General features: G+C 58.8%; 13 protein-coding genes. 5 read left to right on the top strand and 8 right to left on the bottom strand.

Annotated features, from left to right (window positions below; genetic code table 11):
* The first annotated feature begins 20 nt into the window (after positions 1-20).
* A complete protein-coding gene (locus tag QPM17_RS09420; protein ID WP_285390419.1) occupies positions 21-509 on the top strand; it encodes a DUF2505 domain-containing protein in 489 nt (162 codons plus the stop codon).
* 24 nt (positions 510-533) lie between these two features.
* Here the strand turns inward: QPM17_RS09420 and QPM17_RS09415 are convergent, their stop codons facing one another.
* The 7 genes from QPM17_RS09415 to QPM17_RS09385 form a co-directional block, all read right to left on the bottom strand.
* Positions 534-1,280, bottom strand: a complete 747-nt coding sequence (locus tag QPM17_RS09415) for an amino acid ABC transporter ATP-binding protein (protein ID WP_285390418.1) — start codon at positions 1,278-1,280, stop codon at positions 534-536.
* A 13-nt stretch (positions 1,281-1,293) separates the two neighbouring features.
* Entirely contained in the window at positions 1,294-1,965 is a 672-nt protein-coding gene (locus tag QPM17_RS09410; RefSeq protein ID WP_285390417.1) for an amino acid ABC transporter permease, read from the bottom strand.
* A gap of 69 nt (positions 1,966-2,034) precedes the next feature.
* On the bottom strand, positions 2,035-2,793 hold the full coding sequence (locus QPM17_RS09405) for a transporter substrate-binding domain-containing protein (RefSeq protein WP_285390416.1): 759 nt from the start codon (positions 2,791-2,793) through the stop codon (positions 2,035-2,037).
* A 315-nt stretch (positions 2,794-3,108) separates the two neighbouring features.
* Entirely contained in the window at positions 3,109-3,978 is an 870-nt protein-coding gene (metF, locus tag QPM17_RS09400; RefSeq protein WP_285390415.1) for a methylenetetrahydrofolate reductase [NAD(P)H], read from the bottom strand.
* A gap of 12 nt (positions 3,979-3,990) precedes the next feature.
* Positions 3,991-5,385, bottom strand: a complete 1,395-nt coding sequence (gene ahcY, locus QPM17_RS09395) for an adenosylhomocysteinase (RefSeq protein ID WP_285390414.1) — start codon at positions 5,383-5,385, stop codon at positions 3,991-3,993.
* 482 nt (positions 5,386-5,867) lie between these two features.
* Positions 5,868-7,058, bottom strand: coding sequence for a methionine adenosyltransferase (gene metK / locus QPM17_RS09390; RefSeq protein ID WP_285390413.1), 1,191 nt, complete (start codon positions 7,056-7,058; stop codon positions 5,868-5,870).
* A gap of 149 nt (positions 7,059-7,207) precedes the next feature.
* Positions 7,208-8,209: a metalloregulator ArsR/SmtB family transcription factor gene (locus tag QPM17_RS09385; RefSeq protein WP_285390412.1), complete on the bottom strand. Its 1,002-nt coding sequence runs from the start codon at positions 8,207-8,209 to the stop codon at positions 7,208-7,210.
* Between the two features lie 234 nt (positions 8,210-8,443).
* Here QPM17_RS09385 and tkt point away from each other — a divergent pair, with 234 nt between their 5' ends.
* The 4 genes from tkt to fba all read left to right on the top strand — a co-directional run bounded on the left by tkt (position 8,444) and on the right by fba (position 14,073).
* Positions 8,444-10,444 (top strand): transketolase, encoded by a 2,001-nt coding sequence (gene tkt, locus QPM17_RS09380; protein ID WP_285390411.1) that lies wholly within the window; start codon positions 8,444-8,446, stop codon positions 10,442-10,444.
* Positions 10,444-11,478, top strand: a complete 1,035-nt coding sequence (gene gap / locus QPM17_RS09375) for a type I glyceraldehyde-3-phosphate dehydrogenase (protein ID WP_285390410.1) — start codon at positions 10,444-10,446, stop codon at positions 11,476-11,478. Before tkt ends, gap begins: the two co-directional genes overlap by 1 nt.
* A gap of 184 nt (positions 11,479-11,662) precedes the next feature.
* Positions 11,663-12,823: a phosphoglycerate kinase gene (locus tag QPM17_RS09370; RefSeq protein WP_285390409.1), complete on the top strand. Its 1,161-nt coding sequence runs from the start codon at positions 11,663-11,665 to the stop codon at positions 12,821-12,823.
* A 185-nt stretch (positions 12,824-13,008) separates the two neighbouring features.
* Positions 13,009-14,073, top strand: a complete 1,065-nt coding sequence (gene fba / locus QPM17_RS09365) for a class II fructose-bisphosphate aldolase (RefSeq protein WP_285390408.1) — start codon at positions 13,009-13,011, stop codon at positions 14,071-14,073.
* A gap of 9 nt (positions 14,074-14,082) precedes the next feature.
* Here fba and QPM17_RS09360 read toward each other — a convergent pair whose 3' ends face one another.
* Positions 14,083-16,314: a hypothetical protein gene (locus QPM17_RS09360; protein ID WP_285390753.1), complete on the bottom strand. Its 2,232-nt coding sequence runs from the start codon at positions 16,312-16,314 to the stop codon at positions 14,083-14,085.
* Position 16,315: the final 1 nt, after the last annotated feature.

Here is a 16,315-nt window from a genome sequence, read left to right as displayed (position 1 = left end):
AAACATGCAGGAGAAGATTCATGCAACTGGAAATTGAGCATTTCTACGATGCCAGCCTGGAGCAGGTGTTGGGAGCTTTCTTCGACGAGGCCCATATCCGGGAGAAGAATCAGCGACTGGGTTCCCGCAACGTGCGGGTGCCGGAACTGACCCGCGACGAACTGTCGGCAAAGGTGGTGGTGGAACGGGAGATGATGGCTTCCACCGACGTGCCCGGTATTCTGGCCAGTTTTCACAGGGAGTGGAACCAGGTACGTCAGGAAGAGCACTGGTTTCGCAAGGACGACGGTGAGTGGCACTGCGAATTCCGGGTGCGGATTGAAGGTGTCCCGGCGAAGATCAAGGGCAATATGAGGCTTCAGGGAACGGATGAGGACTGCATCAATTACGTGACGCTGAATGTTGATTGCCAAGTGCCACTGGTGGGCAAAAAGATCGCCCGGTTTCTGACGGATGATTCCCATACCAAGATCGAGAACGAGTACAGGATCACCCGCCAGTTGCTCTAGCTGGCTTATAAGCCGGGATATGGCTCAGTGCGCCAACACCCGGCTCAGGAACGCCTGGGTCCGCTCATTCTGCGGGTTGTCGAATACATCCGCAGGCTTGCCTTCCTCGACAATCTGGCCTTCGTGGATGTAGATCACGCGGTCGGCCACTTCCCGGGCGAAGCCCATCTCGTGGGTGACCACCATCATGGTCATGCCTTCCTTGGCCAGCTCCCGCATAACGTCCAGCACTTCGCCGATCATTTCCGGGTCCAGGGCTGAGGTGGGTTCGTCGAACAGCATCAGCCTGGGTTCCATGGCCAGGGCGCGGGCAATGGCAACCCGCTGTTGCTGGCCACCGGACAGGTGAGAGGGGTATTTGTCGGCCTGGCTGGCAATCCCCACGCGGTTCAGCAGCCGGTCCGCCGTGGCACTGGCGATGGGCTCGGGGGCTTCCTTGACCTTCCTGGGTGCCAGCATGATGTTCTTTTTCACCGTGAGGTGAGGGAAGAGATTGAACTGCTGGAACACCATGCCCACTTCCTTGCGGATTTCCGCCAGGGCTTTCTGGTTGCCCCCTTTCGGGGCAAGTTCGTTGCCGTCCACCACCAGCTTGCCGGACTCGAATTCTTCCAGGCCGTTGACGCAGCGGATGAGGGTGGACTTGCCGGAACCGCTGGCGCCGATGATCACCACCACTTCGCCGGCGTCAACGGTCAGGTCAATTTCCTTGAGGACATGCAGGGTACCGAAGTACTTGTTCATGCCCCGCATTTGCACGATCTGTGTCATGGGTACCTATCCTTCAGACAGAAGCCAGTCCGCGCCGCTCTATGAGGCGGAGCACGAGAGAGAGGGAGAGGGTTATCGCGAGGTACATGAGTGCCACCACGAAGTAGACCTCGAAGGCGGTAAAGGTATTGGCGATATACACCTGGCCCTGACGAACCAGTTCGCCCACACCGATCACCGAGAACAGCGAGGTGTCCTTGATGCTCACGATCGCCTGGTTGCCCAGTGGCGGGATCATGCGGCGGAAGGCCTGGGGCCAGATGATCGACCAGAAGGTCTGGGACCGTGACAGGCCGAGGGACAGGCCCGCTTCGGTCTGCCCCTTGTCGATGGACTGCACGCCGCCACGGACAACTTCGGAGATATAGGCGCCGGAGTTCAGGGCAATGGCTGCGATACCGGCTGTCAGCGGATCAATGGGGCCGCCCACCAGATCTGGCAGACCGTAGAAGATGAACAGCACCTGTACCAGGATCGGGGTGCCGCGAAAAATTTCGATATACGCCGTGGCAGGCCAGCGAAAGAACCACTTTTTATTGATGCTCAGCAGGCCGAAGATGATGCCGAGTACAAAGCCGATGGCGAGGCCGCCAAAGGAAATAAGAAGGGTGTAGGGAATACCTTTAAGCAGGTAGGGAATCGAGTTGATGGCTGCCTGCCAGTCAAACTGAAACTGGAATTCCACAGTGGATGTCTCCGTTGAGTGGGGAGTTGCCAGCCGGGGCGTTGTACGCCCCGGCTGTGGTTTTCAGTTTTACTTGTCTTCCGGCATGGGGCCGAACCACTTCTCGTAGATCTCCTTGTAAGTGCCGTCTTCCTTGATCTCAGCCAGGGCGTCATTCACGTCGTCTACCCATTCGCTGCCGTCTTTCAGGGCGATGCCGTACTGCTGGCCTTCGTAAAGTTTACCAACGGTCTTGACCTTGCCTTCACCTCGGGTCTTGGCGAAGTAGCCTACGTTTGGCGCATCGTAGAACACTGCATCAACCGCGCCGGACATAAGTGCCATGTACATGTCAGAGCTGCCCGGGTACGGGGTGACACCGTCGTCTTCGTCCAGCGTTTTCATCAGGTAGTCGTAACTGGTGCTGCCGATCTTGGTGCCGATCTTCTTGCCTTCGAGGTCAGAAATCTCTTCAACATTGTCGTTGTCCTGGCGCACCATAATCCGCAGGCCGGAATCGTAATACGGGTCAGAGAAATCGACGATTTCCTCACGCTCTTCGGTGATGGTAATGCCGGCGATGGCGATATCCACGTTACCCGTTTGCAGGGCAGGAATGATGCCATTGAAGTCCATGGTGTTCAGGTCGATCTCAAAGCCGGCACGATCTGCCACTTCGCGGATGATCTCCATATCGAACCCGATCATCTCTCCGGTTTCCTGATCCATCATTTCGAAAGGCACGAAGCTGGGGTCGGTAACAACGCGCAGGGTCTCTGCGCTGACGGTTCCCGCAGCAACAGTGAATGCCAGAGTTGCGCCAACCGTTTTAATCCATTTAGTGCTCATACAATCTCCTGTTTTTGCTTTTATTGCCCGTGCACCTGGTGGAGTGCTCCGAAAATGCGGGCTGATCAAGCCTGTTCTTTCCGGGGGCAGTTAATGGAACTGCAACTTTTACACTCTAGACCATTAACGGGAGAAATGCAGGAAATCAAATGGTTGGAGGAGGGGGTGAGGGAGGAGTCAGGTGGAGTTGTCGGATTACGGCCCTGCGGGCCTAATCCGACCTACGGTAGGTCGGTTAGAGCGCAGCGAAAACCGACAATCAGTTGCAGGTCGGATTAGGCCCGCAGGGCCGTAATCCGACACTAAAAACCGCCTTCAAAACGCAATCTTCTCACGCTCACCAATACCCAGATTCTTCCAGATGCTAAGGCTGGGCTCAGCCTGGTTCAGGGTATAGAAGTGCAACCCGGGCGCTCCGGCGGCGAGCAGCTTCTCGCACATGCGGGTGACCACTTCCTCGCCGAACTTGCGGATGCTGTCGCTGTCGTCGCCATAGGCTTCCAGCTGCTTGCGGATCCAGCGGGGGATTTCCGCGCCGCACATGTCGGAGAAGCGGGTCAGGTTGGAAAAGTTGACGATAGGCATGATGCCCGGCACCACCGGAATGGTGACGCCCATCTTTTCCAGCCGGTCTATAAAGTAGAAGTAGCTGTCGGCATTAAAAAAGTACTGCGTAATGGCACTGTTGGCGCCGGCTTCAACCTTGCGGGCGAAGTTCTTCAGGTCGTCTTCCGCGGTGCGGGCCTGGGGATGAAACTCCGGGTAGGCCGCCACTTCGATGTTGAAGGCGTCGCCGCTATGCTCACGAATGAAAGTGACCAGCTCATTCGCATAGCGAAGTTCACCGGCCGCCCCCATACCGGAGGGCATATCGCCCCGCAGGGCGACGATGCGGTTGATGCCATTTTCCCTGTACACGTCCAGCAGTTCCGCAATGCTGTCGCGGGTGGCGCCCACACAGGATAGATGCGGTGCAGTGGACACGCCCCGCTTGTGCAGGTCCAGTACTGTCTGCACAGTCCTGTCCCGGGTGGAGCCGCCAGCACCAAAGGTGACCGAGAAAAAATCCGGGTCAACTTCGGCCAGCGTGTTGCGAACGCCCTGCAGCTTTTCCCAGCCCTTGTCGGTCTTGGGCGGGAAAAACTCAAAGCTGAAGCGGCGTTTGAACTGTTTCTGGGTTTCCATGCTGCTACCTGATCAGTACTTGTAACTTTCCGGCTTGTACGGGCCTTCGACCGGTACACCAATGTAACTTGCCTGCTCCGGTGTCATCCTGGTGATCACGCCACCAAAACCTTCCACCATGGCGCGGGCCACTTCCTCGTCCAGATGCTTGGGCAGAACCTGGACATAGATGCCCTTCTCGCGGGCGTCTTCCGGAAGGTCGGCAAACTTGCGCTCGAACAGATACATCTGCGCCAGCACCTGGTTGGCGAAAGAACCGTCCATGATCCGTGACGGGTGGCCTGTGGCATTACCCAGGTTCACCAGGCGGCCTTCGGACAGCAGGATCAGGTGGTCGTTGGTGGCCTTGTCGCGATACACCACATGCACCTGCGGCTTGACCTCGTCCCACTCCCAGTTCTTGCGCATGTAGGCGGTATCGATCTCGTTGTCGAAGTGGCCGATGTTGCACACCACGGCGCCGGGCTTCAGGGCCTTGAGCATGTTGGCGTCACACACGTTCATGTTGCCTGTGGAGGTCACCAGCAGGTCGGTATTCTGCAGCAGCGCCTTGTCGATGCCGGCTTCGGTGCCAGTGTTGACGCCATCAAGGTACGGAGACACCACTTCGAAGCCGTCCATGCAGGCCTGCATGGCACAGATCGGGTCGGCTTCGGTGATCTTCACGATCATGCCTTCCTGGCGCAGGGAAGCAGCAGAGCCCTTACCCACATCGCCGTAACCAATCACCAGCGCCTTCTTGCCGGCAAGCAGGTGGTCGGTGGCGCGCTTGATGGCATCGTTCAGGCTGTGGCGACAGCCATACTTGTTGTCGTTCTTGGACTTGGTCACCGCGTCGTTGACGTTGATGGCCGGCACCTTCAGCTTGCCGTCACGCATCATTTCCTGCAGGCGGTGTACACCGGTGGTGGTTTCTTCGGTCACGCCGTGGCATTTGGCCAGGACTTCCGGGTACTTCTCGTGCAGCAGCGCTGTCAGGTCGCCACCGTCGTCCAGAATCATGTTGGGTTCCCAGCCTTCCACGTCGGCTCCGACGGTACGCTCGAGGCACCAGTCGTATTCCTCGTCGGTTTCGCCTTTCCAGGCAAATACCGGCACGCCACGCTCAGCCATGGCCGCTGCGGCCTGGTCCTGGGTGGAGAAGATGTTGCACGAGGACCAGCGTACGTTGGCGCCGAGCTCGATCAGTGTTTCAATCAGCACCGCAGTCTGGATGGTCATGTGAATGCAGCCCATGATGTTGGCGCCTTTTAGCGGCTGCTCGGCTTTGTACTTTTCGCGGAGCTTCATCAGGGCGGGCATTTCGCCTTCGGCGATGTTGATTTCCTTACGGCCCCAGGCCGCCAGTGAAATATCGCGAACTTTGTAGTCGTCGAATTGATTCAATTTTTCTGCTGGAGTGCTCATGGTGTTCTCCTTTGTTAACCGTTGGCCTCGGAGGTTTTTCCCGTGGCCTCTCAATCTTGGTGTATCGGCGGTGGGGGGATTCTCTCCCCGGAAACGCTACGAGCACATCCATGTGCGCTTGAGGTCGGCCATCCTTGGCCTCCCACATTCCGGGGAGAGAATCCCCCCACCGCCTCGTTCAAATTTTGGTGATCGCCGTCTTTGTACGATCAACACTGCTAATCTGGCCTCTAAAATGTCTCCGTCTAAATCGTGCTGGAAACGCCAGATTTCCAATCAACTTGCCTTGAGAAGCCCTCACCAAAATGCGAAGCGGTGGTGAGGGACCCCTTTCATGGACTGTGGGAGGCCATGGATGGCCGACCCCAAGCGCACACGGACGTGCTTGTAGCGTGTCCATGAAGGGGGTCCCTCAGCGCCGCCCCCACCCACAGTGACGGGCTAACCCAAGTCCAAACCCAAGCCCAGGATCAGGCCGGAAATCAAACCCCGGCGGCATCCTTAAGAAGGTCCGCCCGATCCGTCTTCTCCCAAGGGAACGAGGTAAACGTCTTGCCGCCAACCGTCATCTCAACCGGCTCGCGACCGAAATGGCCGTAGGCCGCTGTTGCACGGTACATCGGGTGCAGCAGGTCCAGCATGTTGGTGATCGCATACGGGCGCAGGTCAAAGTTTCCGCGGATCAGTTCGATAATCTTGTCGTCGCTGATCTTGCCGGTGCCAAAGGTATTCACTGAGATCGAAGTAGGCTGCGCCACGCCGATGGCGTAGGACACCTGAATCTCACACTTCTCCGCCAGGCCAGCGGCAACAATGTTCTTGGCCACGTAACGGCCCGCATAGGCTGCGGAACGGTCCACCTTGGACGGGTCTTTTCCGGAGAAAGCACCGCCGCCGTGACGGGCCATGCCGCCGTAGGTGTCCACGATAATCTTGCGGCCGGTCAGGCCGCAGTCGCCAACCGGGCCACCGATCACGAACTTGCCGGTGGGGTTGATGTGGAACTGGGTGTCTTTATGCAGCAGTTCCGCCGGCAGTGCGTGCTTGACGATCAGTTCCATCACCGCTTCTTTCAGGTCGGCCTGGGACACGTCTTCGTCGTGCTGGGTGGACAGGACCACGGCGTCGATGCCGCTTACCTTGCCGTTTTCGTAGCGGCAGGTGACCTGGCTTTTCGCGTCGGGGCGAAGCCATGGCAGCAGTCCGCTCTTGCGTGCTTCGGCCTGGCGCTGGACAAGGCGGTGCGAGAAGGTGATCGGAGCCGGCATCAGTACGTCGGTTTCGTTGCTGGCGTAGCCGAACATCAGGCCCTGATCGCCGGCGCCCTGGTCTTCCGGCTTCTTGCGGTCGACGCCTTGGGCGATGTCCACGGACTGCTTGCCGATGATGTTGATGATGCCGCAGGTGTCGCCGTCGTAACCCACGTTCGAGGAGGTGTAACCAATGTCTTTGATCACGTCCCGAACCAGATCTTCCAGGTCAACCCAGGCACTGGTGGTGATTTCACCGCCCACGATCGCCACGCCGGTTTTTACCATGGTCTCGCAGGCAACCCGGGCATGTGGGTCGTCTACCAGTATGGCATCAAGCACGGCATCGGAAATCTGGTCTGCCAGTTTATCGGGATGGCCTTCTGAGACCGATTCGGAGGTAAAGACGCTGTAATCAGACATAGGGTTGCTCCTCTGTGAGCGTTGCAAATTCGGGCCGGCGGTGGATCTTTGGCTTCAGCCGGCTGTTTTGATGTCGGTATCGTAAATCAGTTGTCAGAGTCTGCACAATTCTATATCAAAAAAAATTGATACAGTTTTCATTTCTGCTGTCAGGCAGGCTCCGGGTTTTTCCAGAACTCTCTTACCTGTACCTGGAATCCGTTGCGCAGGCCAATAAACAGGGACTCTCCAGCCACCAGCCCGGCGTCGGCCGCCCAGCTGGTGAGCTCTTCCGGTTCGAAGCCCAGCCAGAGGTCGCCACAGTTTTCCTTGGCCCAGTCCTGGTCGTGGCTGCACAGGTCGCTGATGACCAGACAGCCGCCGGTCTTCATCAGTGCCGAAGCGTCCAGAAAGATGTCAGCGGGGCTGGGCACGTGGTGCAGTACCATATTGGCCACCACCAGATCGAAATCGTCACCCCGGGCCAGCAGGTTGTCGGTTACGCCCTCTATCAGGTCGACGTTGTTCAGTCTTTCGTCGATGCAGGTGCGTGTGGCCTTGGCCAGCATGTCGCGGGAGTTGTCCAGCGCTACAACATGCTCGCAGATTTCCGCCAGCACCGGCAGAAATGCCCCCTCGCCGGGACCAATTTCCAGGCCCGTTTTCCAGTCATGTCGGGTAGCGCGATTGCGGATCAGGTCTGCCACCGGTTCTGCGTAAAGCTCAAATGCTGCAATCAGTTCCTGCTGCTCGCGGAACTTTTCCGCGTAGCGCGCAAAAAATGCCTGGGACTGATCGGCTCGCTGGTTGCGGATAGCCTCTATCTTTCCCCGCAGATGTTCCGGAAGGGGAATGCGGTCCACGGTTTCAAACACCTGCCGGATGGTCTGGTCGGTGAGCTTGTCGCTCTCCAGATTGAGGGGGCGCCGGTAGAAAATGGCATTGCCTTCGCGCTGGGGTTCCAGCAGCCCGGCCTTGTGCATCACTTTGAGGTGGTGGCTCATGCCGGACTGGCGCATATCGAAAAGCTGGCTCAGTTCCAGCACACCGAAGGTATCCCGGCGCAGCACCCGCAGAATCTCCAGGCGCAAAGGGTCGCCGCTCGCCTTGAAGATCGGTGCCAGTGCGTCCACGGAGGACAGCTCATCTGCGTGTGTGGTCATGGATGTCATGGGAGGAAAGTTTAAGGATGTCTGGCCGGGCATTCAATATCTATATCAAAATAAATTGATATAGAGATAGATCTATTTGAAAAATCAGCCAAAATTCCTGTGATTGAAATCCGTGCCTGAAAAGAGATGTAAAAAGAGTGACGCCGATTTGCCCCGGTGGTCACTAATCGGCGAAAATACGCGCCTTCTTTTTATCTGTTCACCTTTTTGCCGACCAAAACTGGAGAAACGTCAATGCCGTCTCGCACAGATCTCGCCAACGCCATTCGCGCGCTGAGCATGGATGCGGTTCAGAAAGCCAAATCCGGCCACCCGGGCGCCCCCATGGGTATGGCAGACATCGCCGAGGTCCTCTGGAATGATTTCCTCAGCCACAACCCGGCCAACCCCAAGTGGGCCAACCGCGATCGTTTTGTGCTGTCCAACGGCCATGGTTCCATGCTGCAGTATTCATTGCTGCACCTGAGTGGCTATGACGTCTCCATCGAAGACATCAAGAACTTCCGTCAGCTGCATTCCAAGACACCCGGTCACCCGGAGTATGGCTACACACCAGGCGTTGAAACCACCACTGGCCCCTTGGGGCAGGGGATTGCCAACGCGGTTGGTTTTGCGCTGGCGGAGAAAACACTGGCGGCACAGTTCAACCGCCCTGGCCACAACATTGTTGACCATTACACCTATGCCTTCCTGGGTGACGGCTGCCTGATGGAGGGTATCTCCCACGAAGTGGCTTCCCTGGCTGGTACCCTGGGCCTTGGCAAGCTGGTCATGTTCTATGACGACAACGGCATTTCCATCGACGGCGAAGTGGATGGCTGGTTCACCGACGATACCCCGAAGCGTTTCGAAGCCTATGGCTGGCAGGTTGTACCCGAGGTTGACGGCCACAACCCGGAAGCCGTCCGCAGTGCCATTGAGGCGGCAAGGGCAAATACCGCCCAACCCACGCTGATCTGCTGCAAAACCATTATCGGTTTCGGTTCCCCCAACAAGCAGGGCACTGAAGCCTGCCACGGCGCGGCTCTGGGCGAAGATGAAGTCGCCCTGACCCGTGAGAAACTGGGCTGGAACCACGGTGCCTTCGAAATTCCCTCAGAAATCTACAGCGGCTGGGATGCCCGCGAAAAGGGCGCAGCTGCCCAGGCTGAGTGGGAGCAGGCATTTGCCGCGTACGAAAAGGCAGAACCCGAACTGGCTGCCGAGTTCAAGCGCCGCATGGCCGGCGAACTGCCAGCGGATTTCTCCGAAAAGGCCCAGGCTTACATCCAGGAATGCCAGGACAAGGGCGAGACCATCGCCAGCCGTAAGGCCTCCCAGAACACCCTGAATGCCTATGGCCCGCTGCTGCCGGAACTGCTTGGTGGCTCCGCCGACCTGGCCGGCTCCAACCTCACCATCTGGAAGGACAGCAAGCCGCTGACCAGAGACGATGCCAGCGGTAACTACGTGTACTACGGCGTTCGCGAGTTCGGCATGGCCGCGATCATGAACGGTGTCGCCCTGCATGGTGGCCTCGTACCTTACGGTGCCACCTTCCTGATCTTCATGGAATACTGCCGTAACGCGGTTCGCATGGCGGCGCTGATGAAACAGCGCTCCATCTATGTGTTCACCCACGACTCCATCGGCCTGGGTGAAGACGGTCCCACCCACCAGCCAGTCGAGCAGATGGCCAGCCTGCGCACCACTCCCAACATGAGCACCTGGCGTCCGGCGGACGCGGTGGAATCTGCGGTAGCCTGGAAAGCAGCGCTGGAACGCACGGACGGCCCCACGGCCATGGTGTTCTCGCGCCAGGGCCTGCCACACCAGGAACGTAACGCTGAGCAGCTGGCGAACATTGCCAGAGGCGGTTACATCCTGTCAGACAGTGAAGGCACCCCGGACCTGATCCTGATAGCCACCGGCTCGGAAGTGGGTCTGGCACAAGATGCCGCGGCAGCGTTGCGAGAGAAAGGCAGCAAAGTCCGTGTGGTTTCCATGCCATCCACCGACACCTTCGATGCCCAGAGTGCCGCCTACAAGCAGGACGTGCTGCCGCTGGAAGTGACCAACCGCGTTGCCATTGAGGCCGGTGTCGAAGACTACTGGTACAAGTACGTTGGTCTGGACGGTCGCGTGGTGGGCATGAGCACCTTCGGTGAGTCCGCGCCGGCGGGCGAACTGTTCAAGGAGTTCGGCTTCACGGTGGACAATGTGCTTGCCGTGGCCGGGGAACTGCTGGAAGCCTGATGAGCAAAGCTGCCCCGTATCGCATCGCCATCAATGGGTACGGCCGTATTGGCCAGTGCGTCCTGCGCGCGCTCTATGAGAACGGTTTTCGCGATCGCCTGCAGGTGATCGCGATTAACGAACTGGCCGATATCGACACTCTTGCCCATCTGACCCGTTACGACTCCACCCATGGCCGGTTCCAGGGTGATGTGAGGGTTGAGGGAGATTCGTTACTGGTGAATGGTGACCGAATCCGGGTGGTCCGCCATGCCGATCCATCGGAGTTGCCCTGGGGTGAACTGGGCGTCGACCTGGTGCTGGAATGTTCCGGCGCATTCACCGATCGTGGGACAGCGGAGCTGCATCTGAAGGCTGGCGCCAAACGCCTGCTGTTTTCGCAGCCTGCGGAATCCGATGTCGATCGGACCGTTGTCTATGGTGTGAACCAGGATCAGTTGACCGATTCGGACCGGATCGTGGCAGCAGCGTCCTGCACCACTAACTGCCTGGTGCCGGTGATCCGGATACTGGATGATGCGCTGGGCGTGGAACAGGGTAGTACCACCACTATCCATGCGGCGATGAACGACCAGCCGGTTATTGACGCCTACCATCACCAGGACCTGCGCCGAACCCGCAGTGCGCTGCACAACATAGTGCCAGTGGACACGGGGCTTGCCAAAGGCATTGAACGCCTGCTTCCCCACATGGAGGGGCGATTCAGCTCAGTGGCCATGCGCGTGCCAACCATGAACGTGTCGGCGATCGATATGGTGGTGAATGTTCGGGAAAACACCTCGGTGGAGGCGGTGAATAACTTATTAAAAAACGCCGCCCGTGGCCCGTTGAAGCACATTCTGGGCTACACCGACGAGCTTCTGGCCAGCTCCGATTTTAACCACGACGCCCATTCCGGCATCGTGGACGGAGGCCAGACGCGTGTAACCGGCGGCACCATGGTAAAGGTGCTGTGCTGGTTTGATAACGAGTGGGGGTTCGCAAACCGGATGCTGGACGTCAGCCAGTGCTGGTTAGAGACAGGCAGTGGCTGATTGTCGGATTGTCGGATTACGGCTTCGCCTAATCCGACCTACCACCGACCTACGACCGACCACCCGTAGGTCGGTTCGAGCGTAGCGACAACCGACAATCAGTTGTAGGTCGGATTAGGCGAAGCCGTAATCCGACACCCAGACCCGCTTCAAGTGCACAAGATCTGATCAAGGGAAAAATGTTATGGCCATCAAGAAAATGACCGATCTGGACCTCGCCGGCAAGCGGGTACTGATCCGTGAAGATCTGAACGTACCGGTAAAAAATGGCGAAGTATCCAGCGACGCCCGCATCCGCGCCTCCCTGCCCACCATCAAGGCTGCAAAAGACGCCGGCGCCCGCGTTATGCTGATGTCCCACCTGGGCCGCCCGGAAGAGGGGGTTTATGACGAAGCCTCCTCCATGAAGCCGGTGGCTGAGCACCTGGGCAAGCTGCTGGGCCAGGAAGTACGCCTGATCACAGACTACCTGGACGGCGTTGAAGTGGCCAAGGGCGAAGTGGTCCTGTTTGAAAACGTTCGCTTCAACAAGGGCGAGAAGAAAGACGACGAAGAACTCTCGAAAAAGTACGCCGCACTGTGCGACGTGTATGTGATGGATGCATTTGGCACCGCCCACCGCGCCCAGGCTTCTACCCATGGTGTTGCCCGCTTCGCTCCAGAAGCCTGTGCAGGCCCCTTGCTGGCGGCGGAACTGGAAGCGCTCGGCAAGGCCCTGGATAACCCCGCCAAGCCGGTAGTGGCCATTGTTGGTGGCTCCAAGGTTTCCACCAAGCTGGACGTACTCAACGCCCTGGAAAAAGTCTGCGACTCCATCATTGTCGGTGGCGGCATCGCCAACACATTCCTGGCGGCGGCCGGCCACCCGGTGGGCAAGTCCCTGTGCGAGCACGACCTTATCGACACCGCCCGGGAAATCGCCTCACGCGTTGAAATCCCGCTGCCGGTGGACGTAGTGGTTGCCAGCGAGTTTGCCGAAACAGCAAAAGCGACCATCAAGAAAATCGATGAGGTCACTGAAGACGACATGATCCTGGATGTCGGCCCGGAAACCGCCTCCAAATTCGCCGGCTTGCTGAAGTCTTCCAAAACCATCCTGTGGAATGGCCCGGTCGGCGTCTTCGAGTTCGACCAGTTCGGCAACGGCACCGAGTCTCTGGCGAAAGCCATCGCCGAAAGCGACGCTTTCTCCCTGGCTGGCGGTGGTGATACTGTCGCGGCCGTTGACAAGTACGGTGTGAGTGACAAAATCTCGTACATTTCCACCGGTGGCGGGGCTTTCCTGGAGTTCGTGGAAGGCAAAACGCTACCTGCAGTTGCCGTTTTAGAAGAGCGCGGCGAATAGCACAAGTTTTGAATCGCAAGGAGGGCCGAGAAGCTCTTCCGGGACCGTAAAAAACAGGGATGTTTTTTACGAGCCTACAGGGACGTATTCACGGCGTGTCCCGGAAGAGCTTCTCGGCCCTCCGCAGCAGACTCCAAACCAAAAAGTCTGCCAGAGACATTTAATTAATCGAGGAGACAACCCCCATGGCCCTGATTTCGATGCGGCAACTGCTGGACCACGCCGCGGAGCATGGTTACGGTGTGCCGGCTTACAACGTGAACAACCTTGAGCAGATGCGCGCAATCATGGAGGCGGCTGATAAGACCGACTCTCCGGTGATTGTTCAGGCCTCTGCCGGCGCCCGCAAATACGCCGGTGCGCCGTTCCTGCGTCACCTCATTCTGGCGGCCATTGAGGAGTTTCCGCACATTCCTGTAGTTATGCACCAGGACCATGGCACCAGCCCGTCCGTGTGTCAGCGTTCCATTCAGCTGGGGTTCAGCTCGGTGATGATGGATGGCTCGTTGGGTGAAGACGGTAAGACTCCGACGGACTACGAGTACAACGTCGATGTCACCCGCCGCACCGTGGAAATGGCCCATGCCTGTGGTGTTTCCGTGGAAGGCGAGCTAGGTTGCCTGGGCTCCCTGGAAACCGGCCAGGCCGGTGAAGAGGACGGTATTGGCGCGGAAGGCACGCTGGATCACAGCCAGATGCTGACCGACCCGGAAGAAGCGGCGGATTTCGTCAAGAAAACCCATGTGGATGCCCTGGCCATCGCCATCGGTACCAGCCACGGTGCCTACAAGTTCACCCGTCCGCCAACCGGTGACATCCTGGCCATCGACCAGATCAAGGCCATTCACGCCCGTATCCCGGATACCCATCTGGTCATGCACGGCTCCAGCTCCGTTCCCCAGGAGTGGCTGAAGATCATCAACGAATACGGTGGTGCAATTCCCGAGACCTACGGTGTGCCGGTTGAGGAAATTGTGGAAGGCATCAAGCATGGTGTTCGCAAGGTCAACATCGACACCGACCTGCGCCTGGCCAGCACTGGTGCAACCCGTCGATTCCTGGCGCAGAACCCGGCCGAATTCGACCCGCGCAAGTTCCTGAAAGAGACTATGAAGGCAATGACGGAAGTCTGCGTTGCCCGCTACGAAGCCTTCGGAACCGCTGGCAACGCCAGCAAGATCAAGCCGGTCAACCTCGAGCGCATGTTTGAGCGGTACGCTTCCGGAGAGCTGGACCCCAAGGTCAGGTAAACCTTTTAGTCAGACTCTTTCCAGTGTGGCCGAGCCCGTACCCGGGCTCGCCACTACTGCCTCGTATCCTGGCAGCTTCACATCAATGGGCGGCTCTTCCGAGTGCCAGTCGGCAGTCCACGCTACTGTTGGAGCCCCCTCGGAGTCGGGCTTTATGCTAACGAAGACTGTGCCAAAGGCTGTCGGCGCTGGTCCAAAGCTGATGGTCTCGTCCTGTTCCAGCCAGCGCTCGGGTATGCCGCCGCAGAGCACCAGGCGTTCACCTTCCTCCCGCACAAAGCAGTTACGCACCATTAGCACCCATTCAGCCGATGCCCACACGTGGTGCCCATCTCCCATGCACCCGCCAAGGGTTCCGGGGTGGATGGCCTCGGGCCACTGGCCTGTGGGTGAGGCCAGTTCGGCCACCGAATCCATCAGCTGCAGATAGCGGGGGTCCCCGGCGCGCAGCAGCACCTGGGCCACATGCAGGGTGAGGTAGGCGTTCAGGCCGGAGTGGATCATATCCTGGTAAAAAGCCCCGTCGACAAAGCACCGGTCCAGCAGGAACTCGACGCAGTCCAGCAGGCGCGGGTCGTCAGGCGCGCAGAGCTGGGTCGGGTAACCCACGGCCAGGGAGCCGATGGCGCCTGCATCCAGGCGACGGTAGGGGGACGCCGGCATACCCGGCCGTTTCAGGCGCTGCTGGCAGCCTTCAAGGCTGCGGTCGACGGCCCTGGTGAAATCGACGGCATCTTGCCGGAAAGCCTGGCTGTCTTTCGGGTTGTCTTCTGCCAGCATGTCCGCGGCGGCATGGAGGCCAGAGATTCCCCAGAAGTCATCCCAGTAATAGTAGTCATTGGGGCCCAGATGTTCAGCGCTGAAACCTGCTGGCAGCAGCCCGGCGTGGGGCGTTTCGGTTTCCTTGCGCAGGCGTTTGTCAGTGATCCACCGTGCGCCACGGGCTATGGGATTATGCCAGTGTTTTTCCGGGCGGCGTCCGGTGAGGTCATAAAAACGTTTGAGTATCCACAGCACTTCACCATTGGCGTCCCACTCGCCTTCCTGGGAACGGAAATAACCGCCTTTGGTCTGACGCTGGGGAAAGCGTGACAGCGCTCTTCCGGCCCGGGCTGTCATCCCGATGCTCAGTAATGCATTGATGATGAAAGCCGCATCGCGGAACCAGAACCTCTTGTAGGTGAAGGGGCCGGGATAGACATCGTCCGGCGAGTGGAGGATCAGGGATGCGACTGCGGCATCGTAGAGAAACTGGTACCGGGGTTCCGGACACACCAGGCGGGCAAGACCTTCCCGCTCCGTCTTCCAGGCATCGGCCTCCGGCAGGCGCGCGGGGCTCTGGCTGAGTGGAATGCTGGCGGTGATTTCCCGGGTCTTTCCGGCCTCGACGGAAAACAGCGCGGCCGCCGTTACCATGCCTACGTCACAGACACCGTCTTTCTGATCCTCGCGATCAGTCAGATGAATGTGCACATCGCCGTTCCGGTAGTCCGAAACATGATGCCGCTCGGCGGGGGCGCTGAAGGTCACTGAACGATTGCCATCCACTGTCCAGGCATCCCGTTCGTCGGAGAGTCTGACGCTGTTGATGAAGCTGACCCCCTCGGGGTTGGAAGGCCGCAGGGCCAGTACCAGTGAGCCTGCCACCTCCGACTTTGCCCGCACCCGGAATTTGCAGACCGGCACCCCGTCTTCCAGCTCCACCCAGGAGCGGCTACTCAGCTCCAGCCCATCCATGGATGATTCTGTATCCACACTGATCACATCCCCGAGTTCCTGCCACTGGAGGGAATCCTTCGTCCGCGAGGGCAGTAGGCAGCGGCCATCTTCGGCCAGCAGCCAGCCATCCAGCGACCAGCTGTCGAAAAACGGTGTCAGGAGGCCTCTCGGGTCCACGATTGGCAGTTCGTCGCAGTCAGGGTGCCCCACAGCGGTCCAGTTCCGGTTGCTGAGGTTGATATGGGTAATGGAAAACGCCCGGGGAATGAACGAAGGGTCTTTCGGGTCAAACTGCCGTTCAATCCAGTAGGGCCAGACCCAGTCCAGGTTGTGCTGAATGACCCGGCTGTTGATCAGGCCCCGGGCGTGAAAAACCACACCGGCGCGCAGCAGCTCAATGGGTTCGCCAACTTCCGAGGGCTGGGCGAAACCATGGAGTTTGGCGAGCAGGGCAATGGGATCGAGAAAGCCATGCTTACGGGCGACGCTTTTTACCACAAAACGCCAGGGTAGCCATTTCATC

Origin of the sequence: Marinobacter azerbaijanicus (genome assembly GCF_030250645.1) — a bacterium.
Classification (GTDB): domain Bacteria; phylum Pseudomonadota; class Gammaproteobacteria; order Pseudomonadales; family Oleiphilaceae; genus Marinobacter; species Marinobacter azerbaijanicus.
The sequence above is the reverse complement of the archived record's forward strand: the minus strand, read 5'-3'. Positions and strand labels throughout refer to the sequence as shown.

Bases quoted from the DNA above. Each gene is read 5' to 3' on its own strand.
- QPM17_RS09420 (WP_285390419.1), top strand. From the start codon at position 21: ATGCAACTGGAAATTGAGCATTTCTACGATGCCAGCCTGGAGCAGGTG.
- QPM17_RS09415 (WP_285390418.1), bottom strand. From the start codon at position 1,280: ATGACACAGATCGTGCAAATGCGGGGCATGAACAAGTACTTCGGTACC.
- QPM17_RS09405 (WP_285390416.1), bottom strand. From the start codon at position 2,793: ATGAGCACTAAATGGATTAAAACGGTTGGCGCAACTCTGGCATTCACT.
- metF (WP_285390415.1), bottom strand. From the start codon at position 3,978: ATGGAAACCCAGAAACAGTTCAAACGCCGCTTCAGCTTTGAGTTTTTC.
- ahcY (WP_285390414.1), bottom strand. From the start codon at position 5,385: ATGAGCACTCCAGCAGAAAAATTGAATCAATTCGACGACTACAAAGTT.
- metK (WP_285390413.1), bottom strand. From the start codon at position 7,058: ATGTCTGATTACAGCGTCTTTACCTCCGAATCGGTCTCAGAAGGCCAT.
- QPM17_RS09385 (WP_285390412.1), bottom strand. From the start codon at position 8,209: ATGACATCCATGACCACACACGCAGATGAGCTGTCCTCCGTGGACGCA.
- tkt (WP_285390411.1), top strand. From the start codon at position 8,444: ATGCCGTCTCGCACAGATCTCGCCAACGCCATTCGCGCGCTGAGCATG.
- gap (WP_285390410.1), top strand. From the start codon at position 10,444: ATGAGCAAAGCTGCCCCGTATCGCATCGCCATCAATGGGTACGGCCGT.
- QPM17_RS09370 (WP_285390409.1), top strand. From the start codon at position 11,663: ATGGCCATCAAGAAAATGACCGATCTGGACCTCGCCGGCAAGCGGGTA.
- fba (WP_285390408.1), top strand. From the start codon at position 13,009: ATGGCCCTGATTTCGATGCGGCAACTGCTGGACCACGCCGCGGAGCAT.
- QPM17_RS09360 (WP_285390753.1), bottom strand. From the start codon at position 16,314: ATGAAATGGCTACCCTGGCGTTTTGTGGTAAAAAGCGTCGCCCGTAAG.